At 52.9% G+C, this 21,305-nt stretch carries 28 protein-coding genes; 24 read left to right on the top strand and 4 right to left on the bottom strand.

What is annotated here, in order from left to right:
• Window positions 1-16: 16 nt before the first annotated feature.
• The 24 genes from rplE to H6F67_RS14865 all read left to right on the top strand — a co-directional run bounded on the left by rplE (window position 17) and on the right by H6F67_RS14865 (window position 16,906).
• Window positions 17-559 (top strand): 50S ribosomal protein L5, encoded by a 543-nt coding sequence (gene rplE, locus H6F67_RS14980; protein ID WP_190767426.1) that lies wholly within the window; start codon window positions 17-19, stop codon window positions 557-559.
• 16 nt (window positions 560-575) lie between these two features.
• Window positions 576-977 carry a 30S ribosomal protein S8 gene (gene rpsH, locus H6F67_RS14975; RefSeq protein ID WP_190767425.1) on the top strand — a complete coding sequence of 134 codons (402 nt, stop codon included), beginning with the start codon at window positions 576-578 and terminating at the stop codon, window positions 975-977.
• 17 nt (window positions 978-994) lie between these two features.
• On the top strand, window positions 995-1,534 hold the full coding sequence (gene rplF / locus H6F67_RS14970) for a 50S ribosomal protein L6 (protein ID WP_190767424.1): 540 nt from the start codon (window positions 995-997) through the stop codon (window positions 1,532-1,534).
• 3 nt (window positions 1,535-1,537) lie between these two features.
• Window positions 1,538-1,900: a 50S ribosomal protein L18 gene (gene rplR / locus H6F67_RS14965; RefSeq protein WP_190767423.1), complete on the top strand. Its 363-nt coding sequence runs from the start codon at window positions 1,538-1,540 to the stop codon at window positions 1,898-1,900.
• Window positions 1,900-2,466, top strand: coding sequence for a 30S ribosomal protein S5 (gene rpsE, locus H6F67_RS14960; RefSeq protein ID WP_190767422.1), 567 nt, complete (start codon window positions 1,900-1,902; stop codon window positions 2,464-2,466). The genes rplR and rpsE overlap by 1 nt, the downstream gene beginning before the upstream one ends.
• Window positions 2,467-2,476: 10 nt before the next feature.
• Entirely contained in the window at window positions 2,477-2,923 is a 447-nt protein-coding gene (rplO, locus tag H6F67_RS14955; protein WP_190767421.1) for a 50S ribosomal protein L15, read from the top strand.
• A gap of 51 nt (window positions 2,924-2,974) precedes the next feature.
• Window positions 2,975-4,273: a preprotein translocase subunit SecY gene (secY, locus tag H6F67_RS14950; RefSeq protein WP_190767420.1), complete on the top strand. Its 1,299-nt coding sequence runs from the start codon at window positions 2,975-2,977 to the stop codon at window positions 4,271-4,273.
• A complete protein-coding gene (locus H6F67_RS14945; RefSeq protein ID WP_190767419.1) occupies window positions 4,273-4,839 on the top strand; it encodes an adenylate kinase in 567 nt (188 codons plus the stop codon). The genes secY and H6F67_RS14945 overlap by 1 nt, the downstream gene beginning before the upstream one ends.
• A gap of 163 nt (window positions 4,840-5,002) precedes the next feature.
• A complete protein-coding gene (infA, locus tag H6F67_RS14940; protein ID WP_058881950.1) occupies window positions 5,003-5,230 on the top strand; it encodes a translation initiation factor IF-1 in 228 nt (75 codons plus the stop codon).
• Between the two features lie 97 nt (window positions 5,231-5,327).
• Window positions 5,328-5,441 carry a 50S ribosomal protein L36 gene (gene rpmJ, locus H6F67_RS14935; RefSeq protein WP_190767418.1) on the top strand — a complete coding sequence of 38 codons (114 nt, stop codon included), beginning with the start codon at window positions 5,328-5,330 and terminating at the stop codon, window positions 5,439-5,441.
• A 67-nt stretch (window positions 5,442-5,508) separates the two neighbouring features.
• The gene (rpsM, locus tag H6F67_RS14930) at window positions 5,509-5,892 is read left to right on the top strand and encodes a 30S ribosomal protein S13 (protein WP_190767417.1); all 384 of its coding nucleotides are present in this window, start codon (window positions 5,509-5,511) and stop codon (window positions 5,890-5,892) included.
• A gap of 43 nt (window positions 5,893-5,935) precedes the next feature.
• Window positions 5,936-6,334 carry a 30S ribosomal protein S11 gene (gene rpsK, locus H6F67_RS14925; protein ID WP_190767416.1) on the top strand — a complete coding sequence of 133 codons (399 nt, stop codon included), beginning with the start codon at window positions 5,936-5,938 and terminating at the stop codon, window positions 6,332-6,334.
• Between the two features lie 102 nt (window positions 6,335-6,436).
• Window positions 6,437-7,387: a DNA-directed RNA polymerase subunit alpha gene (locus H6F67_RS14920; protein ID WP_190767415.1), complete on the top strand. Its 951-nt coding sequence runs from the start codon at window positions 6,437-6,439 to the stop codon at window positions 7,385-7,387.
• Between the two features lie 61 nt (window positions 7,388-7,448).
• Window positions 7,449-7,799, top strand: a complete 351-nt coding sequence (gene rplQ / locus H6F67_RS14915; protein WP_190767414.1) for a 50S ribosomal protein L17 — start codon at window positions 7,449-7,451, stop codon at window positions 7,797-7,799.
• 5 nt (window positions 7,800-7,804) lie between these two features.
• Entirely contained in the window at window positions 7,805-8,725 is a 921-nt protein-coding gene (gene truA, locus H6F67_RS14910) for a tRNA pseudouridine(38-40) synthase TruA (RefSeq protein ID WP_190767413.1), read from the top strand.
• A complete protein-coding gene (gene rplM / locus H6F67_RS14905) occupies window positions 8,688-9,143 on the top strand; it encodes a 50S ribosomal protein L13 (protein WP_190767412.1) in 456 nt (151 codons plus the stop codon). Before truA ends, rplM begins: the two co-directional genes overlap by 38 nt.
• Window positions 9,143-9,553: a 30S ribosomal protein S9 gene (gene rpsI, locus H6F67_RS14900; protein WP_190767411.1), complete on the top strand. Its 411-nt coding sequence runs from the start codon at window positions 9,143-9,145 to the stop codon at window positions 9,551-9,553. The genes rplM and rpsI overlap by 1 nt, the downstream gene beginning before the upstream one ends.
• A 60-nt stretch (window positions 9,554-9,613) precedes the next feature.
• Complete coding sequence (rpmE, locus tag H6F67_RS14895; protein WP_190767410.1) at window positions 9,614-9,829, top strand: 50S ribosomal protein L31; 216 nt, start codon at window positions 9,614-9,616, stop codon at window positions 9,827-9,829.
• Between the two features lie 46 nt (window positions 9,830-9,875).
• The gene (gene prfA, locus H6F67_RS14890; RefSeq protein WP_190767409.1) at window positions 9,876-10,982 is read left to right on the top strand and encodes a peptide chain release factor 1; all 1,107 of its coding nucleotides are present in this window, start codon (window positions 9,876-9,878) and stop codon (window positions 10,980-10,982) included.
• Between the two features lie 179 nt (window positions 10,983-11,161).
• Window positions 11,162-12,421, top strand: coding sequence for an exonuclease SbcCD subunit D (locus tag H6F67_RS14885; RefSeq protein ID WP_190767408.1), 1,260 nt, complete (start codon window positions 11,162-11,164; stop codon window positions 12,419-12,421).
• A 347-nt stretch (window positions 12,422-12,768) separates the two neighbouring features.
• A complete protein-coding gene (locus H6F67_RS14880) occupies window positions 12,769-13,557 on the top strand; it encodes an SDR family oxidoreductase (RefSeq protein ID WP_190767407.1) in 789 nt (262 codons plus the stop codon).
• Window positions 13,558-13,685: 128 nt separating this feature from the next.
• Complete coding sequence (locus H6F67_RS14875; RefSeq protein WP_190767406.1) at window positions 13,686-15,467, top strand: M61 family metallopeptidase; 1,782 nt, start codon at window positions 13,686-13,688, stop codon at window positions 15,465-15,467.
• Between the two features lie 145 nt (window positions 15,468-15,612).
• Complete coding sequence (locus tag H6F67_RS14870) at window positions 15,613-16,239, top strand: hypothetical protein (protein WP_190767405.1); 627 nt, start codon at window positions 15,613-15,615, stop codon at window positions 16,237-16,239.
• 187 nt (window positions 16,240-16,426) lie between these two features.
• Window positions 16,427-16,906, top strand: a complete 480-nt coding sequence (locus H6F67_RS14865) for a TerB family tellurite resistance protein (protein ID WP_190767404.1) — start codon at window positions 16,427-16,429, stop codon at window positions 16,904-16,906.
• A 50-nt stretch (window positions 16,907-16,956) separates the two neighbouring features.
• Here H6F67_RS14865 and H6F67_RS14860 read toward each other — a convergent pair whose 3' ends face one another.
• The 4 genes from H6F67_RS14860 to lhgO form a co-directional block, all read right to left on the bottom strand.
• Window positions 16,957-18,315, bottom strand: a complete 1,359-nt coding sequence (locus H6F67_RS14860; RefSeq protein WP_190767403.1) for an NAD(P)H-dependent oxidoreductase — start codon at window positions 18,313-18,315, stop codon at window positions 16,957-16,959.
• A 4-nt stretch (window positions 18,316-18,319) separates the two neighbouring features.
• Window positions 18,320-18,862 carry a dTDP-4-dehydrorhamnose 3,5-epimerase gene (gene rfbC, locus H6F67_RS14855; protein WP_190767402.1) on the bottom strand — a complete coding sequence of 181 codons (543 nt, stop codon included), beginning with the start codon at window positions 18,860-18,862 and terminating at the stop codon, window positions 18,320-18,322.
• A gap of 98 nt (window positions 18,863-18,960) precedes the next feature.
• The gene (locus H6F67_RS14850; RefSeq protein ID WP_190767401.1) at window positions 18,961-20,007 is read right to left on the bottom strand and encodes an NAD(P)-dependent oxidoreductase; all 1,047 of its coding nucleotides are present in this window, start codon (window positions 20,005-20,007) and stop codon (window positions 18,961-18,963) included.
• A 57-nt stretch (window positions 20,008-20,064) separates the two neighbouring features.
• Window positions 20,065-21,288, bottom strand: a complete 1,224-nt coding sequence (gene lhgO / locus H6F67_RS14845) for an L-2-hydroxyglutarate oxidase (RefSeq protein WP_396798026.1) — start codon at window positions 21,286-21,288, stop codon at window positions 20,065-20,067.
• Window positions 21,289-21,305: the final 17 nt, after the last annotated feature.

Here is a 21,305-nt window from a genome sequence, read left to right as displayed (position 1 = left end):
AGGAAAAGGAAACGCAATGGCAAATCTCAAATCAACCTATCAAGAAACCGTTGTTCCAAAGCTAATGGAGCAATTTCAGTACGCCAACATGCACCAGGTTCCCAAGGTGGTGAAGGTGACAGTGAATCGCGGCATGGGCGAAGCGGCGCAGAACGCCAAAGCCCTCGAAGCGTCACTGGCTGAAATTGCGACCATTACCGGACAAAAACCTGTCGTCACTCGCGCAAAAAAGGCGATCGCAGGCTTCAAAATTCGCCAGGGAATGCCCGTTGGCATCATGGTGACACTGCGGAGCGATCGAATGTATGCCTTCCTGGAGCGATTGATCAACCTCGCCCTGCCTCGGATTCGCGACTTTCGCGGTGTCAGCCCCAAAAGCTTTGACGGACGCGGCAACTACACGTTGGGACTGCGCGAGCAACTGATTTTTCCCGAAATCAGCTACGACAGCATCGATCAAATTCGCGGCATGGACATTTCGATCATCACAACGGCCACGACCGACGAAGAAGGCCGCGCCCTGCTGAAAGAATTGGGAATGCCGTTCCGGGAGAACTAACACCTACAAGGACACTATGGCGGTAAACGACACGATCGCAGATATGCTGACGCGCCTCCGCAACGCGAACATGGCGCGGCATCAAACCACTCAAGTTCCAGCCACGAATATGACCCGCAGCATCGCCAGAGTGCTGCAAGAAGAAGGCTTCATTGGCGAATTCACCGAAGAAGGCGAAGGCGTCAAGCGCAACCTGGTCATCGCCCTCAAATACAAAGGCAAAAATCGCCAGCCGATCATCAACGCGCTCAAGCGCATCAGCAAGCCGGGACTGCGCGTGTACTCCAACCGCCGCGATCTTCCCCGCGTCTTGGGCGGCATCGGCGTTGCCATCATCTCGACCTCCAGCGGCATCATGACCGATCGCGATGCGCGACGGCAAGGACTGGGCGGCGAAGTTCTCTGCTATGTCTGGTAGCGCAAGGAGCAAACACGATGTCTCGAATTGGTAAACGTCCCATCCCCGTCCCGGACAAAGTCACGGTGACGATCAACGAACAGCATGTTGCCGTCAAGGGGCCAAAAGGCGAACTCGCCCGCACCCTGCCCGCTGAAGTCGAAGTGCTGCAAGAAAACGGGTCGGTGCAGGTAAATCGCCGCAACGATTCTCGCGTCGCCCGCCAGCGTCACGGCCTCAGCCGAACGCTCGTCGCCAATATGGTCGAAGGTGTTTCGCAAGGCTTCTCTCGCCGTCTGGAAATCCAAGGCGTCGGCTACCGCGCTCAGGTGCAAGGCCGCAACTTAACGCTGAACATCGGCTACAGCAATCCCGTGCAAATCGAACCGCCGGACGGCATTCAGTTCGCAGTCGAAAACAACACCAACGTCATCGTCAGCGGCATCGACAAAGAAATCGTCGGCAACACTGCCGCCCGCATTCGCGCCGTGCGTCCGCCCGAACCCTACAAAGGTAAAGGCATCCGCTATGCCGGAGAAGCCGTCCGCCGCAAGGTTGGTAAGTCAGGGAAGAAATAAACTATGAAACGTACTCGCAAAGAATCGACGCGCCGCCGACACGGGCGCATTCGCCGGACAGTTTCCGGCACACCCGATCGCCCCCGCTTGGCCGTATTCCGTTCCAACGAACACATCTACGCTCAGGTGATCGACGACACGCAGCATCACACATTGGCTGCCGCCTCGACGCTCGAACCCGACCTGAAAAAGTCGTTAGAATCAACATCTACGAGCGATGCCTCCACGCAGGTTGGCAAACTGATTGCGGAACGAGCGATCGCCGCTGGTGTCAGTAAAGTCGTGTTCGATCGCGGCGGCAATTTGTATCACGGTCGCGTTAAAGCACTCGCAGAAGCAGCCCGCGAAGGAGGACTGGATTTCTAATGGTATCCGCACAAAACGATCCCGTTCAAAGGGGAAAAAACCAAAATCGTCGTAGTAAAAATACGAAAGCTCCCAAGGAAAAAGAATCCGAGTGGCAAGAGCGCGTCGTGCAAATCCGCCGCGTTACCAAAGTGGTGAAGGGCGGTAAAAAGCTGAGTTTTCGGGCGATCGTCATCGTCGGTAACGAGCGCGGACAAGTCGGCGTGGGTGTCGGCAAAGCCAGCGACGTGATCGGAGCCGTCCGCAAAGGCGTGGCCGATGGCAAAAAGCACTTGGTCGAAGTGCCCTTGACTAAAGCCAACTCGATTCCGCATCCCGTCAACGGTGCAGGCGGCGGTGCAAAAGTGATGATGCGTCCGGCTGCTCCCGGTACAGGTGTAATTGCAGGTGGAGCCGTCCGCACGGTTCTTGAACTTGCAGGCGTTCGCAACATCCTTGCCAAACAGCTTGGATCGGGCAATCCGCTCAACAACGCCAGAGCAACGGCCAGTGCCCTCGCCTCACTCCGCACCTTCTCCGATGTGGCAGAAGAGCGCGGCGTGTCGATCGAAAAACTCTACGTCTAGGAAATTCATCATGAGACTTTCAGATGCGCGGCCTCAACCGGGATCGCAACATCGTCGCCGCCGAATCGGTCGCGGCATCTCTGCCGGACAAGGAGCCAGCGGCGGATATGGAATGCGCGGCCAAAAATCGCGATCGGGTAGCGGCACACGCCCCGGCTTTGAAGGCGGTCAGATGCCTCTCTACCGCCGCATTCCCAAGCTCAAGCACTTCCCCTTGGTCAACCGCCAAGAATACACGATCGTCAATCTCAAGGACTTGGCTGACCTTCCCGCCAATACCGAAGTCACCTTGTCCTCACTGCAATCTGCCGGAATCGTCACCACTGATGACGGTCCTTTGAAGATCTTGGGAGACGGTGAAATCTCGGTTGCGCTGCGCGTCAAGGCGACAGCTTACACCGCTTCGGCTCGCAGCAAAATCGAAGCTGCTGGCGGTTCTTGCGAAGGGCTGGAATAATTGAAGAAAAGCGATCCTTGCGATCGCCAAGTACAGTAGGAGTTTACCGCTATGGTCGTCAGTCGAGACAAAGCTCCAACTGCTCAAGAAACCTTTATGCAGATGGCGCAGGCAGCCGGACTTCGCGGTCGGCTGCTTGTCACCATTGGCCTGCTGTTCTTGGTGCGGCTGGGCGTTTATATTCCGGTTCCCGGTATCGATCGCGGAGCCTTTCAAGCCGCGATTCAAAATAACAACTTAATTGGCTTTTTAAACTTGCTTTCCGGGGGTGGAATTTCCACGCTCGGCATTTTCGCATTGGGGATCATTCCCTTCATCAACGCCTCGATCATTCTGCAACTGCTTACAGCCGCAATTCCCTCGCTGGAAAACTTGCAGAAGAACGAAGGCGAAGCAGGTCGCCGCAAAATTTCTCAATATACGCGCTACGTTGCTGTGTTTTGGGCGATCGTTCAAAGCCTCGGTTTAGCCTTTTTGGTGAATCAGTTTGCGATCGCTCCCGGTCCCTTGTTCATCGCTCAGGTCGTTCTCGCACTCACGGCTGGCTCGATGTTCGTGATGTGGGTGGGCGAACTGATCACCGAGCGCGGTGTGGGCAATGGTGCCTCACTGCTAATTTTCTTGAGCATTGTTTCGAGCTTGCCAACTTCGCTGGGTCAAACGTTTGAACTGGCGCAGACGGGCGATCGCTCCCTCGTCGGCGGCATCGTCATCCTGCTTTTGATCTTCCTCGTCATGATCGTCGGTATCGTCTTCGTCCAAGAAGGTACAAGACGCATCCCAATTATCTCGGCACGGCGGCAGGTCGGACGCAAAATGTATCTGGAGAAAAACAGCTATTTGCCGTTGCGCCTGAATCAAGGCGGCGTGATGCCGATCATTTTCGCTTCAGCCGTACTGATTTTGCCCGCTTCGATCTCGCAAGTTCTGCCCAATCAAGTTACGGCTCAAATCGCGACCGCCCTTCAGCCTGGAACTTGGTGGTATGCAGCCCTGTACCTCGTGCTAATTTTGTTCTTCAGCTACTTCTACTCCTCGCTGGTCGTCAACCCGATCGATATGTCGCAGAACCTCAAAAAGATGGGCGCGAGCATTCCGGGCATTCGTCCAGGACGGGCAACCAGCGAGTATCTAGAGCGCGTCCTCAACCGTCTGACGTTCTTGGGCGCGATCTTCCTAGGTGCAGTGGCGATCGTGCCGACGGCAGTTGAAAACGCCACTCGTGTGCCGACCTTCCGAGGCTTTGGGGCAACCTCACTGCTGATTTTGGTGGGTGTGGCGATCGACACGGCCAAACAAATTCAAACCTACGTCATCTCTCAGCGCTACGAAGGAATGGTGAAGCAATAGTGGTACGACTGATTTTTCTTGGTCCCCCCGGTGCAGGTAAAGGCACACAAGCCTACTCGCTGGCTGGAAACTGCGGCATTCCACACATCTCGACTGGCGACATCTTACGCAGTGCCGTTGCCCAGCAGACCGAGCTAGGCCAAAAAGCCCAAGCCTACATGGATCGGGGGGAACTCGTACCAGACCAGCTTATTCTCGACTTGGTGCGCGATCGACTCAGCCAACCTGATGCCGCGCCCGGCTGGATTTTAGATGGCTTTCCGCGTACTGCACCGCAAGCTGACTTTCTCGATCGCCTCCTGCAAGAGATGAATCAAACCTGCGATTGCGTCGTTAATCTCGACGTTCCCGACGAGGTGATTGTCGAGCGACTGCTGCATCGCGGACGCAAAGACGACCAGGAGGACGTGATTCGCACTCGCCTAGAGGTCTACCGTAAGCAAACGGCTCCGCTGATCGACTTCTACGAACAGCGCGATCAGCTAGAGACGGTCAACGGTAACCAGTCACTCGAAGCCGTCACCGATGATCTGCACGACTTGGTGAAACGCAAGAAGCGCGATTAACCTGACCAAGCGGCGATCGCGTTGAATCCCACGAAGAGAAGTCTTTTCGTGGGATTCAGCCTACTTAAAGATTTGTTAGACTTGAGATCAGTGCTTTTTTGTGCTATTGCTGTAGAGCCATTTTCTGAAATTCGTTCCTAACCTAACTCTGGAGAAAACCGCTTTGTCTAAACAAGACCTGATTGAAATGGAAGGAACCGTCACTGACTCACTCCCGAACGCGATGTTTCGGGTGGATTTGGATAACGGTTTTAATGTCCTCGCTCATATTTCCGGCAAAATTCGCCGCAACTACATCAAAATTCTTCCGGGCGATCGCGTCAAGGTCGAACTCACGCCATACGACTTAACCAAAGGCCGGATTACCTATCGTTTGCGTAACAAGAAATAACTAGCGATCGCGCTTACCCTTTGCAGCAGCAATTTGTCAATCCGTGCGAACATCTGGTATGATATCTAGTTTGTAGTCATGTGATCAGTAGGGGACAATGAAAGTCCGAGCATCCGTTCGTCGAATTTGTGAAAAGTGCCGTGTCATCCGTCGGCACGGTCGCGTCATGGTGATTTGCGAGAACCCCAAGCACAAGCAGCGTCAAGGCTAAACGGCTGGGACTTGAAGAATTTTGGTATCAGTAGCTTCCTAACACAAAGCAAACAGGAGATGAAAGCGTGGCACGGATTGCCGGAGTAGACCTTCCACGCGACAAGCGTGTCGAAATTGGTCTGACCTACATTTATGGAATTGGATTGACGCGATCGAAGCAGATCATCGCTGCCACAGGCGTGAATCCCGACACTCGCGTTCGCGACTTGACCGATGCCGATGTTGCCGCCCTGCGCGATAACGTCGAAAGCAACTATCAGGTTGAAGGCGACTTGCGCCGCTTGGAAGGCTTGAACATCAAGCGCCTGATGGACATCGGCACGTATCGCGGTCGTCGCCACCGGATGGGCTTGCCCGTTCGCGGCCAGCGCACCCGCACGAATGCCCGGACTCGACGCGGCGGACGGCGCACGGTGGCAGGCAAGAAGAAAGCACCGAGCAAGAAGTAACGCAGCATAAACAACTCAGTTTTCACAGCAAGAGGGCGAAACAATGGCGCGACAACCTACCAAAAAAGCGGGCGGCGCAAAGAAATCCAAGCGCAACGTTCCTAGCGGCGTGGCTCACATCCAGTCCACGTTCAACAACACGATCATCACGATTACCGACACGAGCGGCGAAGCAATTTCCTGGGCTTCTTCCGGATCGAGCGGCTTCAAAGGCGCAAAAAAAGGCACTCCATTCGCGGCTCAAACGGCGGCTGAAAGCGCGGCTCGTCGCGCCGTCGATCAAGGAATGCGGCAGCTTGAAGTGATGGTGAGCGGGCCGGGATCAGGTCGAGAAACGGCAATCCGTGCTCTCCAGGGAGCAGGATTGGAAATCACGCTGATTCGTGACGTAACGCCGATTCCGCATAACGGCTGTCGTGCGCCCAAGCGTCGCCGCGTCTAAAACTTCGGATGGAATGAGGGAAGGCGGGTACGATGGCGGGGCAGCTTCGTACCCGATGTGCGATCGATTTTGGTGGGCAAAGGGAAGAAGGAAGGCTGAAGTATGACAGCACAATTTCAAGTTGAGTGTGTAGAGTCCGATAGCGGCAACGATCAAAGCTTGTACGGGCGCTTTGTGCTGGAACCTCTAGAGCGGGGACAGGGCATCACAGTTGGAAACGCGCTGCGGCGCGTGTTGCTCTCCAACCTGGAAGGGGCAGCAATTACCGCCGTGCGAATCGCCGGAGTGACGCACGAATTTATGACGATTCCCGGTGTGCGCGAGGATGTCTTGGACATTCTCCTGAACATGAAGGAAATCGTCGTCAAAAGCTATTCGTCGCAGCCGCAAATCGGGCGCATTCTGGTTCAGGGACCCGCAACCGTAACGGCAGACCATTTTGAATTGCCTGCGGAAGTCGAAATTGTCGATCCCGGTCAATATATTGCGACGATCGCAGCGGGATCAACCCTAGAAATGGAATTCCGCGTCGAAAAGGGCGTGGGCTATCGAGCGATCGAGCGCGGACGTGATGAAAACTCGTCACTCGATTTCTTGCAGATCGATTCTGTCTTTATGCCTGTTCGCAAGGTGAACTACACGGTTGAAGATGCGCGATCGGGCGGGGCGATCGACAAAGACCGCTTGGTGATGGAAGTCTATACCAATGGCAGTCTGACGCCGCAAGACGCCCTCAGTGAAGCCGCGAAAATCCTGGTTGACCTGTTCAACCCGCTCAAAGAAATCAAGTTTGAGCGCGTCGATGATGGCTTGTCGGAAGATGTCGATCCAGTCAATCAAATTCCGATCGAGGAGCTTCAGCTCTCGGTTCGGGCATACAACTGCCTGAAGCGGGCGCAAATCAACTCGGTTGCCGATCTGCTCGACTACACCCAGGAAGATTTGCTCGAAATCAAAAATTTCGGAGCCAAGTCCGCCGAGGAAGTGATTGAAGCGTTGCAGGTGCGATTGGGAATCACCCTACCGCACGAAAAGGCGGCAAAGACCACCTGAATTTTTCTAAGCGGGGTTTTTGACCCCGCTCAATTTTGTTGTTTAAACTCTCTGTGCTGTTATGCGTCACCGCTGCAAAGTCAATCAACTGGGGAAACCCGCCGATCAGCGCCGCGCCCTTTTGCGTGCCCTGACGACCGAACTGATTCGGCATGGCCGGATCACTACCACCAAAATTCGTGCGAAAGCCGTGCGCGAAGAAGCCGATCGCATGATCACGCTTGCCAAAGATGGCTCGCTTGCCGCCCGTCGGCAGGCAATGGGATACATCTACGACAAGCAACTGGTTCACGCTTTGTTTGAGAACGCGCAAACCCGCTACGCCGATCGCCAAGGTGGATACACTCGCGTTCTTCGCACGGTCAACCGTCGCGGTGACAATGCGGAAATGGCAATCATCGAACTGACCTAAATGCCATGCCCGTGCGTCCACTGCTGCCAGCGGAAGATCGCAAAGAATCGATCGACCACCGTATCGCCCTCGTTATTCAGTACGTAGGGACTAACTTTCACGGCTGGCAGCGGCAACTCAATCAGCGCACCGTCCAAGCTGAGATCGAAGACTGCCTCACCGCGATGTTACAGCGGCGAGTTGTCCTACATGGAGCGGGGCGCACGGATGCTGGAGTTCACGCAGCGGCACAGGTGGCGCATTTTGACGCTCCCGCTGTCGTGCCGCCGCACCGCTGGGCAAACATTCTGACGAATCGATTGCCGGACGATATTGTGGTGCGGGCTTCGGCTCAGGTTCCCGCTGACTGGCACGCTCGCTTTTCAGCTACCTACCGCCGCTACCGCTACACGATCTACACCGATGCCCGCCCGAATTTGTTTGTGCGTCCGTTCGCGTGGCACTACTATCACGGGCAGTTGGATGTCGATCGAATGCAGGCCGCGCTCACCCCGATGATCGGTCGTCATCACCTTGCGGCCTTTCACCGTGCCGGATCAAAACGTGCCCATTCTTGGGTTGATGTGCAGGCGGCAGAATGTATTCGGCGCGGGTCGTTTGTGCAGATCGAGCTTCAGGCCAGCGGTTTTCTGTACGGCATGATGCGCTTGCTGGTCGGGATGCTGGTCGAGGTGGGGCAGGGAGTTCGATCGCCCGCCGAGTTCACCGAGATCTGGACGACCGAACGCCGCGATCTCGTCAAATATGCCGCTCCGCCGCAAGGTCTTTGCCTGCTGCGAGTCGGATACGACGATCTACCCATCGATCCCGCCTTGTGGTTCGACACTCAGCCGCAATTTCTTTTACCCACGCTGCCCGTTAATCTAGATAAGGAGACATTTGAGAGTCATGAACAAAACCTATGTACCGCCACAGGCGACGCTTGAGCAAAACTGGTACGTCGTCGATGCGGCAGACCAGCGCTTAGGCCGTTTGGCAACCGCGATCGCCATGATCTTGCGCGGCAAAAACAAGCCGACCTACACCCCGCACATGGACACGGGCGATTTTGTCATCGTGATCAACGCCGAAAAAGTGGATGTCACAGGCAAGAAGCGCGAACAAAAACTGTATCGCCGTCATTCTGGCCGTCCGGGTGGCATGAAGACCGAAACTTTTGAAAAGCTGCAAGCCCGCATCCCTGAACGGATTATCGAACATGCCGTCAAGGGAATGCTGCCGAAAAATTCGCTTGGTCGCCAACTGTTCACCAAGCTGAAGGTCTATGCTGGAGCCGAGCATCCCCACGCCGCCCAAAAGCCCGAAGTTCTACAAATCAACACGATCCCCGCAGGAGATAACTAATGCAAGCGACTGATTCAGGCCGCGTTATGTATCAAGGCACAGGTCGCCGCAAATCCGCGATCGCCCGTGTCCGCCTCGTTCCCGGCAGCGGTCAACTGACGATCAACGGCAAACCCGGAGATCTCTACCTCCAGTTCAACCACGCCTACCTGAGCGCGGCCAAAGCTCCTCTGGAAACCTTGGGACTGGAAAACGAATACGACATCCTGGTGACGGCAGAAGGCGGTGGATTAACTGGACAAGCCGATTCGATTCGTCTCGGTGTCGCCCGCGCCCTGTGTCAGCTTGATCCCGAAAACCGCAAGCCGCTGAAGATCGAAGGCTACCTGACTCGCGATCCCCGTGCTAAAGAACGCAAGAAATACGGTCTGCATAAAGCTCGTAAAGCACCGCAGTACTCGAAGCGTTAATCGCGCTGAGGGCAAAGTTTCGATCGCTACAATAGAACTATCTCCACCTCGCAACTCATCATGGCAAAACCTGATATTCACCCCGAATGGTATCCCGAAGCCAAAGTTTACGTGGATGGTCAACTGGTGATGACCGTTGGTTCCACCAAGCCAGAACTCCATGTTGATATCTGGTCGGGCAATCACCCGTTCTACACCGGAACCCAAAAAATCATTGACACCGAAGGTCGCGTTGAGCGCTTCCGTCGCAAATACGGCGGCTTTGGTGAAGGCTAGAGCAGCGTTGTGATCGATCGCTCCTGCCGTTTCTTGTGCTGCACCTATGGCTGAATCTTACCTGTTAGACAAACTCAAGTCCGTTGAGCAAACCTTTCACGAACTGACGCGCCGCATGGCTGACCCGGATATCGCCAAAGATCCGGGTGAGTTTCAGCGCGTGGCAAAGGCGCGATCGGGCTTGGAAGAAACCGTCAATACGTTTGACGAGTGGAAAAAAGCGCAGGACGATTTGCAGGGAGCGCGGCAAATTCTTAAAGAAGCAGGCGGCGATGCCGAAATGCGCGAAATGGCTGCGATGGAAGTCGAAGAGCTTGAAACGCGAATTGCTGATTTAGAGAAGCGCCTGAAAGTGCTGCTGCTGCCTCGCGATCCCAACGACGACAAAAACATCATGCTGGAAATTCGCGCAGGCACAGGCGGCGACGAAGCCAGCATTTGGGCAAGCGATTTGGTGCGGATGTATTCGCGCTACGCCGAAGGTCAGCGCTGGCGCGTCAAATTAGTGAGCGAATCGTTGGGAGAAATGGGCGGCTTCAAAGAAGCTGTTCTCGAAATCCAAGGCGATCAGGTCTACAGCAAACTCAAGTTTGAGGCGGGCGTTCATCGCGTCCAGCGCGTCCCTGTGACGGAAGCAGGCGGGCGTGTCCACACCTCAACTGCGACAGTGGCAATCATGCCGGAAGTCGATGAAGTCGAAGTGACGATCGATCCGAAAGACATCGAACTGACGACCGCTCGATCGGGCGGCGCAGGCGGTCAGAACGTCAACAAGGTGGAAACTGCGGTTGACCTGTTCCACAAGCCGACCGGAATTCGGATCTTCTGTACGGAGGAGCGATCGCAACTGCAAAACCGCGAACGCGCCATGCAAATTCTTCGCGCCAAACTGTACGAAATGAAGCTGCGCGAACAGCAAGAAGCCGTCACGTCGATGCGGCGATCGCAGGTTGGAACCGGATCGCGATCGGAAAAAATTCGCACCTACAACTACAAAGACAATCGCGTCACCGACCACCGCTTAGGCCAAAACTTCTCGCTCGCCCCGGTTTTGGAAGGCGACTTGGAACCGATTATTCAATCGTGCATTTCGCAGGATCAGCAGGAGCGACTGGAAGAACTGGCGGCGGCAGGATCGGGCGTGACGATCTAGCCCGGAAATAAATTGAGACTAACAGCGCAAGTCCGTTCAAACGGACTCAAACCCATACATAGCGTTTGAACCGATTTTAATCGGTTTGAGCTTTGAGCCAGGAAATTGATTTCCTGGCATCCGAGATGTGGTGCAAAATTTCAGCTAAACTAAAGGCCACAACACCATTCGGTCTGCTGATGGCTCGCTTTCTTCATGTTGCCGATGTTCATCTCGGCTACGATCGCTACGACAACAAAACGCGATCGCTCGATTTCTTCTACGCCTTCAAAGAAGCACTCGAAAAATATGCGATCGGCGCTCAGGTCGATTTCGTTTTGATTGCAGGCGATCTATTCGAGCATCGCAACATTCAGCCTGCGATTTTGAATCAGGCCGAACTTTGCCTGCGAATGCTGCATGACGAAGGCATTCCCGTTTTTGCGATCGAAGGCAACCACGACAATCGACCCTTCGGCACAAAAACAAGCTGGCTCAGCTACCTCGCCGCTCGTGATCTGATCGTTCTGCTCGAACCCGACTTCGACAGCGGCGCGGCGAGCTATCAAGCTTGGAGCAGCGAAAATCTGCACGGCGGCTACGTCGATCTACCCTGCGGTGTCCGCATCATCGGCTCAAACTGGTATGGCGTTTCGGCTCCCAAAGCGATCGAGCAGCTTGCCGACGCCATCCGTCAACTTCCCCCCGCCCCGCCGCACACCGTCCTGATGCTGCATCAAGGCATGGAAGGCCAAATCTCGCGCTATTCGGGAGCGCTGCACTACAACGAAGTTTTGCCGTTGCGAGATGCGGGCGTTGACTATCTGGCGCTCGGCCACATTCACAAGAATTACGAAATTGAAAACTGGATTTTCAATCCCGGATCGATCGAAGCCAACAGCGTCGAAGAAAGCCGTTACGCTCGCGGCGTCTATCTCGTTGAAATTAGCGAGAACGGCATCCAGGCACATCTGAAGCGCGACTATCGCCAGCGATCGATCGTCCAGTTGCGCCTGATGATGCGTGGGAATGAAACCGTCGAACAGGTCGAAGTGCAATCGATCGCCTGTGTGCAAAAAGCGATCGAGGCGGGCGATCTTGACCCATCCGAATCACCGATCGTTGAACTGCGAATTGAAGGACAGGTGGGATTCGATCGACTCGACCTCGACACACGCCGCCTCCAACAACGACTTCAGCAACAGAGCAACGCCCTCGTTTTCCTCCTCAAATACGAAGTCGATGCGCTGGCCTATAATTCACCGCTGGCAGAAGACGCAACGCGCCTGCAAATTGAACAGGAAGTTTTCACCGATTTGGTAACAGCAAATAGCACCTACAAGAAGCGATCGACTGACATTGTGAAAGGATTAATGCAGATCAAAGATTTGCAGCAGGATGGACGGGCGATCGAAGACCTCTATCAGTTTGCCCAGCAAATTGTTGAAGCTCCGCGCTGACTTTTCAAGGAGTCATTGGCTTACATCAGGTCTCAAATTTCCTGGACGCATCAGTGTGGCTGTGATTGCGCTGGAGATTGCCAGTTCAACTGCAAGCCTTCATGATTTGGCAGCAGGAGACCCGCAAATTCCCGCTTCTAGATAGAGGAAGTGTAGCTTTTCAGTTTCTAAGCTCAAGTTGCATCGATTTTGCGAAATCTATTTGTCTGCAAGAATCGGTACCTATCGATTAAACTGTCGTGACGAAATAGGCCATTTTTGTTTAAGCATTGCGATCGCACCTGAACCGATTCACAACTAAAAATCATTGGGTCAAACCAGTCTTAAAAACAGGAGACAACATTACTATGGCGAAACCACTTGCTGTGATCACCGGAGCTTCCAGCGGCATTGGCTATGAACTGGCAAAACAATTCGCTGAACACGGCTTTGATCTCGTGGTCACTTCAACCGGAGAAAGCATCGAAGAGGCGGCAGAAGCGTTTCGCGGCCTGACGGCGCAGGTTGAAACCGTGCAGGCCGACCTTGCTACCTATGACGGCGTTGAAAAGCTTTACAGCCAAATTCAAGCAACCGGACGACCTGTTGAAGCGATCGTCATTAATGCAGGCGTCGGCGTTGGTGGAGCATTCATTGAAACGGATTTGCAAAAAGAATTGAACTTGATCGAACTTAACATCGCTTCAACCGTTCATCTAGCGAAGCGCGTAGTGAAAGATATGGTCGATCGCGGTGCAGGCAAAGTGTTGTTTACCTCGTCGATCGCTTCGCAGGCTCCGCATCCATTTCAAGCCGTTTATGCAGCGTCCAAGGCGTTTGTTCAATCGTTCTCAGAAGCATTGCGAAACGAGCTAAAAGATACAGGCGTGACTGTTACGGCGCTGATGCCCGGAGCAACTGAAACCAACTTCTTCCATCGCGCCGATCTGGACGATACCAAGGTGGGATCAGACAAAAAAGACGATCCCGCTCAGGTTGCCAAGCAGGGCTTTGATGCGCTGATGGCCGGAAAAGACAGCACGATCGCAGGTTCGATCAAGTCAAAAATTCAAGGTGCAGTGAGCCAAGTGCTACCTGATGTTGCATCTTCCGAAGCCAATCGCAAACTCAACGAACCGGGATCAGCCAACAAATAAAAGTTAAATGCAGGAAGAAATTCACCCTATTTTTTCTTCCTGCGATGATTTATTCAAAAACAAATTGGATAGGGTTTACAGCGCAAATGAGTTCGCTAAGATGAAGTATCCAAATGCCGCTGTTCGCCATGACTGAAGCTACCCAAATTCGTCCGCAACCGCAAACTCGCACTCATCCCTCGATCGCCTATCGAGTTGCGATGCCTGAGCCAACCAATCACCTGTTTGAGGTGACGCTGACGGTGAAAGGCTGGCTCAGCGATCGACTAGATCTGAAGATGCCCGTGTGGACTCCGGGTTCCTACTTGGTGCGTGAATATGCGCGACATCTACAAGATTTCACGGCAGCGGCAGGCGATCGATCGCTCTCTTGGCGCAAAGTTAGCAAAAATCACTGGCAAATTGATGCGCTTGGCGTTGGTGATATCACGGTGCGCTACCGGATTTTTGCCAATGAACTCACCGTTCGTACTAACCATCTCGACGCCACGCACGGCTTTTTCAATCCGGCGGCACTGTGCTTTTACATTCCCGGATTTAGGGACTGTGCGATCGACATTGCGATCGAACCGTTCACCAAGTGGATCGTCACCACGCCGCTGCCGCCCGTCGAAAATCAGCCAAACACCTATCGCGCTGCGGATTTTGACACTTTGGTAGACAGTCCCTTCGAGATTGGACAGCATCAGGTTTACGGCTTTAAGGTGAACGACAAGCCGCATGAATTCGCGATTTGGGGACAGGGAAATGCTGATGTCGATCGCATCATCACCGACACGCGCAAAATCATTCAGGTGGAAGCCGATTTGTTTGGCGGTTTGCCTTACGATCGCTACGTTTTTCTGCTTCACCTTTCCGCTTCGAGTTTCGGTGGATTAGAGCATAAAAATTCCTGCACTTTGATTTATCCGCGCTTTGGTTTTCAGGCAAGCGAGAAATACGATCGCTTCATGCAGCTTGTCGCCCACGAATTTTTTCACCTGTGGAATATCAAGCGCATTCGTCCGATCGCCCTAGAAAAATTTGACTATGACCAGGAAAACTACACGCCGTCTTTGTGGTTCAGCGAAGGCACAACCAGCTTTTACGATCTCAACATTCCATTCCGCGCGGGCATCTACAGTGCCGAGACATTTCTATCAGCATTAGGCAAAGAAATCACCCGCTATCTCAACACGCCCGGTCGCTTGGTACAGCCGTTAGCCGAATCCAGTTTCGATGCTTGGATCAAGCTGTATCGTCGCGATGCCAACAGCGACAACTCGCAGATTTCCTATTACCTGAAAGGCGAAATGGTGACGCTGCTGCTCGATCTGCTGATTCGATCGCGATCGGCCAATCAGCGATCGTTTGATGACGTGATGCGATCGATGTGGCAGCAGTTTGGCAAAGACGAAATCGGCTTTACACCTAAACAGTTGCAGCAAACGATCGAACAAGTTGCTGACACGGATTTAAGCGAGTTTTTCGATCGCTATTTGCACACTACAACCGAGCTTCCATTTGATGAATACCTACAGCCATTTGGCCTGAAACTTCAAGCTGCTGAAGAGAATTTGCCGCCGTTCACAGGCATGACGGTCAAAACTGAAAACGGTCGCGAAATTGTCAAATTCGTTGAATCAAATTCGCCCGCTCAAAAAGCTGGAATTGATGCCGGAGATGAACTGTTGGCGATCGATGGATTGCGCGTTACGGCAGATCAAATCAGCGATCGCCTGCGAGATTACGAAGTTGGCGATGCGATTGAAATCACCTATTTCCATCAAGATGAACTGCGTACAGGGTCGATCGAATTGGCAGAAGGGCGATCGAGCCGCTATCAGCTTGTTCCCGTTGCCAATCCCACAGCAGAGCAGCAGCAAAATTTGCAGGGCTGGTTGGGTGTAACCGTTTCATCAATTTGTTAAACCTTTGTTCATCCGTCCTCAAATTTCTTAAATTCATCAGGCCAATCATTTAATTTTTGTTCATGATTGGCCTTTTTTGCGTAGTTTAATATGTCTCTAACGCTGCTTAGGCAGACGTGTCACTTTCCAGGATTGAGGTACGTGAATGAATTGCTTAGGTAAGTTTGCTGGCTCACTCGCCCTCTCTAGCTTGATGCTTGGAATCGGATCGATAGATACTTTCGCGCATCATTCAGAATCTACTCAATTAAAACAGCGAGCAACTGTTCCTGGACAGGTTGGAGTTCCGGTAGAGTTCGATCGGTTTTCGGTAACACTACAAGGATGTGAAAGACAAGCTACTAGCGGAATCATCTGCTACTTCAGCGTGACGAATTTGGCCGGAGACAGAAATTTACAATTGTACTTTGCCAGCAGCAGAGCTTTTGAACCCTCCGGCGAAGCGTTGCGAGCTAGACGTGCTTTTCTTGGAGATAGCTTTGCTACTACTGGCACCACTTTGATTTCTGGCATTCCTACAAGCGGACATATTGAATTTGGTGGAGTTGCAGCAAGCGTTACCCAGTTGTCGGCGCTTGAGGCTGGATTTCTTAATTACGGTGGCACGAGTTTTACCGTTCAATATCGCAATGTTCCTTTGGTTGCACAGGGAGCAATTCGGCCTTCAGAATCTGCTCAGGAAACGACAGCACCCGCTCCAACTCCTGCGCCTCAGCCTGCAAGTAGGACATGTCGCGGTTTGTCGATCGCTGGAATCTGCATTATTCGCTAGTTGAAAAGAGGCGATCGAATCTGCTATCAATCGCCTCTTATTTCTAAAACGTAACGCTTTCGTTATGCTCTGAAATGTAGCGTAACGAACTTTCCAACAACAAGCTTAAGCTAGATGGCGCGGGGAAATTGGCGTGTTAGCGTACAGACATTTTCAGATTTGACTCAAAAATCTTTGGAGGAAAATCATGGTACAAATGCCTTCCCCATCAATTTCGCCGCGCCAGATGAATTTGTTACGAATTGTCACGTCAATGGCTTGGTCAGACGGCAATTTGTCAGAAGAAGAAGTCGATGTCATGCTCGATCGATTTGTCAAAATTTTTGCGCCCGATAGTGGCCTGCACGAGCGCTTGTCCTGCGAACTGCGTGACTATTTGATGCAAAATATTCCGCTTTCGGAATTGACGCCGAAACTGCAAAGCGACGAAGAGCGCGAACTCGTCTTGCAACTCGGCTATGAAGTGATTCGATCGAGCGCCCGCAACGCATCAGAAGACTTGATCAACGAGCAAGAATCAGCGGCTTTTCAAAAGCTGGTTCAACTCCTCAATTTGCCTGCGGAAACGGTCGATCGCGTTCAGGCAGAAGTGGCTGGGCAAACCCATTCGTCAGAAGGAATGGTGGACTCGATCGCCCGCAAGCTGCAAGCGTTTGTGCAGCAGTAAATTCAGCTCAAGGGCAAAAGGCTCTGATTGCCTCTTGCCCTTTTCTTGGCTTATGCAACTTCTGCCAAAGGCTTTGCTGCGGCAAAGTAGGCGTTTTGCTCTGCCCGGAGTTTGTCGCAGAGGCGGCCTTCTGGCAGTTCTACATCGTCATAGGTCAGCACTTGATCTCTCGGAACATCGTGCTTCAGTCGGCAACCTTCGGCCAAGCCCATCGGCAGCAGGTTTTGCGCCTGCGCGATCGCTGCGGTTTCGCACTGGCCGTAGGTCATGTAGTGGCCGATGCCGTCTAGCGTTCCGCCTGCCTTCAAATCAATCTTCGCCGTTGCCACAACATCCACTTGCGGAGCACCCAACGGAGCCAAAACCACATCGCGAAACAGCACGACGCGAGCTACAGAAAGCGGCACTTCCAGGTGACACAGGTGATAGGGCGTATAGAAGCTGTAAAGCGGACCTTCGCCCAGCTTGTAGAGATTGAGATAGTGCTGTTGCTTTGGATCGTCATGGGTGCCAAAGACAAAGACACCCGGACCCGGACGAACGCCAACGACATAATCCACAATGCCGCCCAGTTCCTTGAGCTGATCTACGTCATACAGCTTGGTGCAGTCGTCAATATGTCCGCTGTACTTCAGGTTGAATCGATCGATCAGTTCATCTTTGTGTTGATTGAAGTCATAGCCATACATGCCGCGCTTGGCGATCGTCATGCCCGTGCCGTTTGCCACGATCGCCTGCTCAAAGGAAATCTTCGTGCCGTCGGCAAAGCTCGTCACCATGTGTGCCTTTTGTCCCCACTGCTTCGCAAACCCTGCTTGCGTCGTCGGGTTGCGATAGGGATCTTGCAGTCCCTTGATGTTGCCGCACAGCAGCGGAGTGAGACCGATGCTTTTGACATAGCGATACAAATTCATCTCGACGCCAGGCTGATCGCCATCGCAAGCCGAGAGAATGACACCAGCGCGATCGGCATACACCTTCAAAATAGGCCCGATCGTTGCGTCAAGCTCGGCATTCATCAAAACCACGTGCTTTTGATGGGCGATCGCCTCCAGCACCACTTTCGCGCCAAATTCGATCGCGCCTGTGACTTCAATAATCGCGTCGATGCCGTTTGCCTGAGCAATCAGCATGGCGTCGTCCGTGATGGCAAATTGGTTCTGAGCGATTGCATCTTCCAAATCAGCAACCGTTTTCACTTCGCGCGAATCTTCGATTCCCGCTTGGCGATAGGCTTGCTTCGCGTCTTCAATGCGGCGGCTGAAGATGGCAACCAGTTCCATGCCGGGAACCGAGTTGGCAATTTGGTTGGCAATGCCGCGAGCCATAAATCCAGCGCCAATCATGCCAACGCGAACCGGATTACCTGCTTCGGCACGTGCTTTCAGGGCGGTATCAACAATGAACATGAATTCAAACTCCTACTGCAACTTCAAACGATTTCCAGGCGCGATCCTTCTCAGAAATGACGGTGACGGGCAGCGGCCACTGAATGCCAAAAGCAGGATCGTCATAGCGCAAACCGCGCTCATATCCTGGTGTGTAAAATTCCCCGACCTGATAGATAACTTCTGCATCGTCGGTCAAGGTTTGATAGCCATGTGCAAACAGTTCGGGGACGTAAAGGGCGCGGCGATCGTCTGCTGTCAGTTCAACCCCGATATGCTGCATATAGGTAGGTGAATCCGAGCGTAAATCGATAATCACGTCATAGATTGCGCCTTTCGTGCAGCGCACCAGCTTGGTTTCAGCAGCGGGCGGAAGCTGATAGTGCATTCCCCGCAAAGTTCCGGCTTTGTGGTTGAACGACAGATTACACTGAGCAACGCTTGGCTTGAGGCCATGTGCTGCAAATTCTTGGGCGCAAAAGGTGCGGGCAAAGCCACCGCGATCGTCGGTTCGCAGTTCCAAATCGATTACAAATGCGCCTTTGAGTTTCGTTTCCGTAAAAATCATTCGCGACTCCTAGCTAGGTTCAATTGACTCAAAGATGATCGATCGCTGCAATTCAATTCCTCCAAACAAACGGCGATCGAACTATTTTTGCCAAGCTGTTATTTCTTCCAGGCTGTTACTTCATTCCAAAAGAAATCTTGATCGATTTGCTGAGTGCGAATCAGATGTTCAAGCTGCTTCAGCCGAGTGAATCCGCGCATCTCAAACACTTCTTTGCTCATGTCAATCTGCGAGAACAAATCGTAAAGCTGCTGAGCGCCGCGACGTGCATCCCAATCGCACTTGAAGCCCGGAAGCTGACTGTTGATTTTGTCAAATGAAACGCGATAGTTACGGTTGTCGGCATTGTTAGTGCCAAAGCTGAGTTCGCAGCCTTGAAACACGTCGGCTACGATCACGGCAACATCTCGGACGCGGTAGCTGTTGGCCGTATCGCCAACGTTGAAAATTTGGTTGTGAACGATGTCACGGGGCGCATCGAGCGTGCAGACGATCGCTTTGCAAATGTCGAGCGCGTGAACCAGCGGACGCCAAGGCGAACCATCCGTATTCATCTTGATTTGTTTGGTCGTCCAGGCCAAGCCCGCCAAATTGTTCAACACAATGTCAAACCGCATCCGAGGTGAAGCTCCAAAGGCAGTGGCATTGCGTAAAAAAGTGGGCGAGAACTGGTCGTCAGCCATTTTCTGAAGATCGCGCTCGACCAGCGTTTTGCATTCGGCGTAAGCAGTTTGGGGATTGGGTGGTGTTTCCTCGGTCGTCAGCGCGTCGTCCAGAGCCACGCCGTAAACGCTGCACGAAGACATATAGACAAAGCGGCGGACTTGGGCTTGCTTGGCGAGTTCCGCCAGCCGAACTGAGCCTTTGTGGTTGATGTCGTAGGTAATATTTGGAGCAAGCTGGCCTGTGGGATCGTTCGACAGTTCGGCCATGTGGACGATCGCCTCCACGCCCTGCAAGTCTTCGATCGTGATGTGGCGAATGTCTTTATTCAGCGTTTTCGGTGTGGTTTCTGAATTGTTGTAGAGCCAGCCGACTTTGTAGAATCCTGTATCAACGCCTATTACTTCGTGGCCGCGATCGATCAGCAAGGGAGCCAGCAGACAGCCAAGATAGCCTTCTGTGCCTGTCACTAAAATTTTCATGGATGAAGTACCGAGTGAAGTTTCCGAATGAAGACTCTAAGCAGACTGAAGCTGCTTTCAACGTTGTACCCGCAAAACAGGTGCGGGGATGCGAGCGGCGATCGCTTTACCAATTTCGAGCGAAGAAGTAGCAGCCGGAGAAGGCGCATTGCAAACATGCACAGAGCGTTCTCCTTCGACAATCAAAAAGTCATCGACCAGTCTACCGTCATTCATAAGAGCCTGCGCCCGCACGCCTGCGTGAGTGGGAATTAAATCTTTGGATTGCACAGCCGGAATTAAGCGCTGAAGACTGCGAACAAAAGCGGCCTTGGAGAGCGATCGAATCATTTCTTGAATACCTTCATCCGCATGTTTGGCCGCAAGCTTCCAAAAGCCTGGAAAGGTCATGACTTCCACAAAATCGCGCAGGTCGAAGTCTGTTTTTTGATAGCCTTCTCGCTTCAAACTCAAAACCGCATTGGGACCAGCATGAACGCTGCCGTCAATCATCTTGGTGAAATGCACGCCCAAAAACGGAAACGCTGGATTGGGAACAGGATAAATCAGCGTTTTCACCAAATCGCGCTTTTCCGGAATGAGTTCGTAGTATTCACCTCGAAACGGAACGATTTTTGCTTGCGGCTCGACGCCGCCCAGCTTGGCAACGCGATCGCTATGCAGTCCAGCACAGTTGATGACAAAGCGCGTTTCAAATGTGCCCTGATTGGTTTCAAGCGTTTGCCCGGTGCTGGTTTTGATGATGCGATCGACTTTGGTATTTAGATGGAGATCGCCGCCTTGCTGTCGAATCAATTCAGCATACTTTTCCGCAACTTTTTTGTAGTCAGCAATTCCCGTTGAATACACGCGAATTCCCGCAATACAGTTGACGTTCGGTTCAATTTCGCGCACTTCTTCCGGCGAAATTTTCTTCACCGCAATATCGTTTTGTAAACCGCGCTGATAAAGATTTTCAAGCAGCGGCAGTTCTTTTTCTTCGGTTGCAACAATCACTTTGCCGCAGACTTCATGTGGAATATCGTACTTCTGACAAAATTCCACCATCGACTGACAGCCATCGCGACAGAATTTGGCCTTGAAGCTGCCTGGTTTGTAGTAGACGCCAGAGTGAATGACGCCGCTGTTGTTGCCTGTTTGGTGAAATGCCCAGTGGCTTTCTTTTTCGAGCAGGAGAATGCGGGAATCAGGATGATTTTCACCGATCGCCATTGCGGTCGAGAGTCCCACAATGCCGCCGCCAATAATTGCAAAATCGTACATGGAGTTGCGTGATCTCATGAAAGGTCAAAGTGAGG

This window comes from Microcoleus sp. FACHB-1515 (assembly GCF_014696105.1).
In the GTDB taxonomy this organism is placed as follows: Bacteria; Cyanobacteriota; Cyanobacteriia; order Elainellales; family Elainellaceae; genus JAAUTJ01.
The sequence above is the reverse complement of the archived record's forward strand: the minus strand, read 5'-3'. Positions and strand labels throughout refer to the sequence as shown.

Bases quoted from the DNA above. Each gene is read 5' to 3' on its own strand.
- rplE (WP_190767426.1), top strand. From the start codon at position 17: ATGGCAAATCTCAAATCAACCTATCAAGAAACCGTTGTTCCAAAGCTA.
- rpsH (WP_190767425.1), top strand. From the start codon at position 576: ATGGCGGTAAACGACACGATCGCAGATATGCTGACGCGCCTCCGCAAC.
- rplF (WP_190767424.1), top strand. From the start codon at position 995: ATGTCTCGAATTGGTAAACGTCCCATCCCCGTCCCGGACAAAGTCACG.
- rplR (WP_190767423.1), top strand. From the start codon at position 1,538: ATGAAACGTACTCGCAAAGAATCGACGCGCCGCCGACACGGGCGCATT.
- rpsE (WP_190767422.1), top strand. From the start codon at position 1,900: ATGGTATCCGCACAAAACGATCCCGTTCAAAGGGGAAAAAACCAAAAT.
- rplO (WP_190767421.1), top strand. From the start codon at position 2,477: ATGAGACTTTCAGATGCGCGGCCTCAACCGGGATCGCAACATCGTCGC.
- secY (WP_190767420.1), top strand. From the start codon at position 2,975: ATGGTCGTCAGTCGAGACAAAGCTCCAACTGCTCAAGAAACCTTTATG.
- rpmJ (WP_190767418.1), top strand. From the start codon at position 5,328: ATGAAAGTCCGAGCATCCGTTCGTCGAATTTGTGAAAAGTGCCGTGTC.
- rpsK (WP_190767416.1), top strand. From the start codon at position 5,936: ATGGCGCGACAACCTACCAAAAAAGCGGGCGGCGCAAAGAAATCCAAG.
- H6F67_RS14920 (WP_190767415.1), top strand. From the start codon at position 6,437: ATGACAGCACAATTTCAAGTTGAGTGTGTAGAGTCCGATAGCGGCAAC.
- rplQ (WP_190767414.1), top strand. From the start codon at position 7,449: ATGCGTCACCGCTGCAAAGTCAATCAACTGGGGAAACCCGCCGATCAG.
- truA (WP_190767413.1), top strand. From the start codon at position 7,805: ATGCCCGTGCGTCCACTGCTGCCAGCGGAAGATCGCAAAGAATCGATC.
- rplM (WP_190767412.1), top strand. From the start codon at position 8,688: ATGAACAAAACCTATGTACCGCCACAGGCGACGCTTGAGCAAAACTGG.
- rpsI (WP_190767411.1), top strand. From the start codon at position 9,143: ATGCAAGCGACTGATTCAGGCCGCGTTATGTATCAAGGCACAGGTCGC.
- rpmE (WP_190767410.1), top strand. From the start codon at position 9,614: ATGGCAAAACCTGATATTCACCCCGAATGGTATCCCGAAGCCAAAGTT.
- prfA (WP_190767409.1), top strand. From the start codon at position 9,876: ATGGCTGAATCTTACCTGTTAGACAAACTCAAGTCCGTTGAGCAAACC.
- H6F67_RS14885 (WP_190767408.1), top strand. From the start codon at position 11,162: ATGGCTCGCTTTCTTCATGTTGCCGATGTTCATCTCGGCTACGATCGC.
- H6F67_RS14880 (WP_190767407.1), top strand. From the start codon at position 12,769: ATGGCGAAACCACTTGCTGTGATCACCGGAGCTTCCAGCGGCATTGGC.
- H6F67_RS14875 (WP_190767406.1), top strand. From the start codon at position 13,686: ATGACTGAAGCTACCCAAATTCGTCCGCAACCGCAAACTCGCACTCAT.
- H6F67_RS14870 (WP_190767405.1), top strand. From the start codon at position 15,613: ATGAATTGCTTAGGTAAGTTTGCTGGCTCACTCGCCCTCTCTAGCTTG.
- H6F67_RS14865 (WP_190767404.1), top strand. From the start codon at position 16,427: ATGGTACAAATGCCTTCCCCATCAATTTCGCCGCGCCAGATGAATTTG.
- H6F67_RS14860 (WP_190767403.1), bottom strand. From the start codon at position 18,315: ATGTTCATTGTTGATACCGCCCTGAAAGCACGTGCCGAAGCAGGTAAT.
- rfbC (WP_190767402.1), bottom strand. From the start codon at position 18,862: ATGATTTTTACGGAAACGAAACTCAAAGGCGCATTTGTAATCGATTTG.
- H6F67_RS14850 (WP_190767401.1), bottom strand. From the start codon at position 20,007: ATGAAAATTTTAGTGACAGGCACAGAAGGCTATCTTGGCTGTCTGCTG.
- lhgO (WP_396798026.1), bottom strand. From the start codon at position 21,288: ATGAGATCACGCAACTCCATGTACGATTTTGCAATTATTGGCGGCGGC.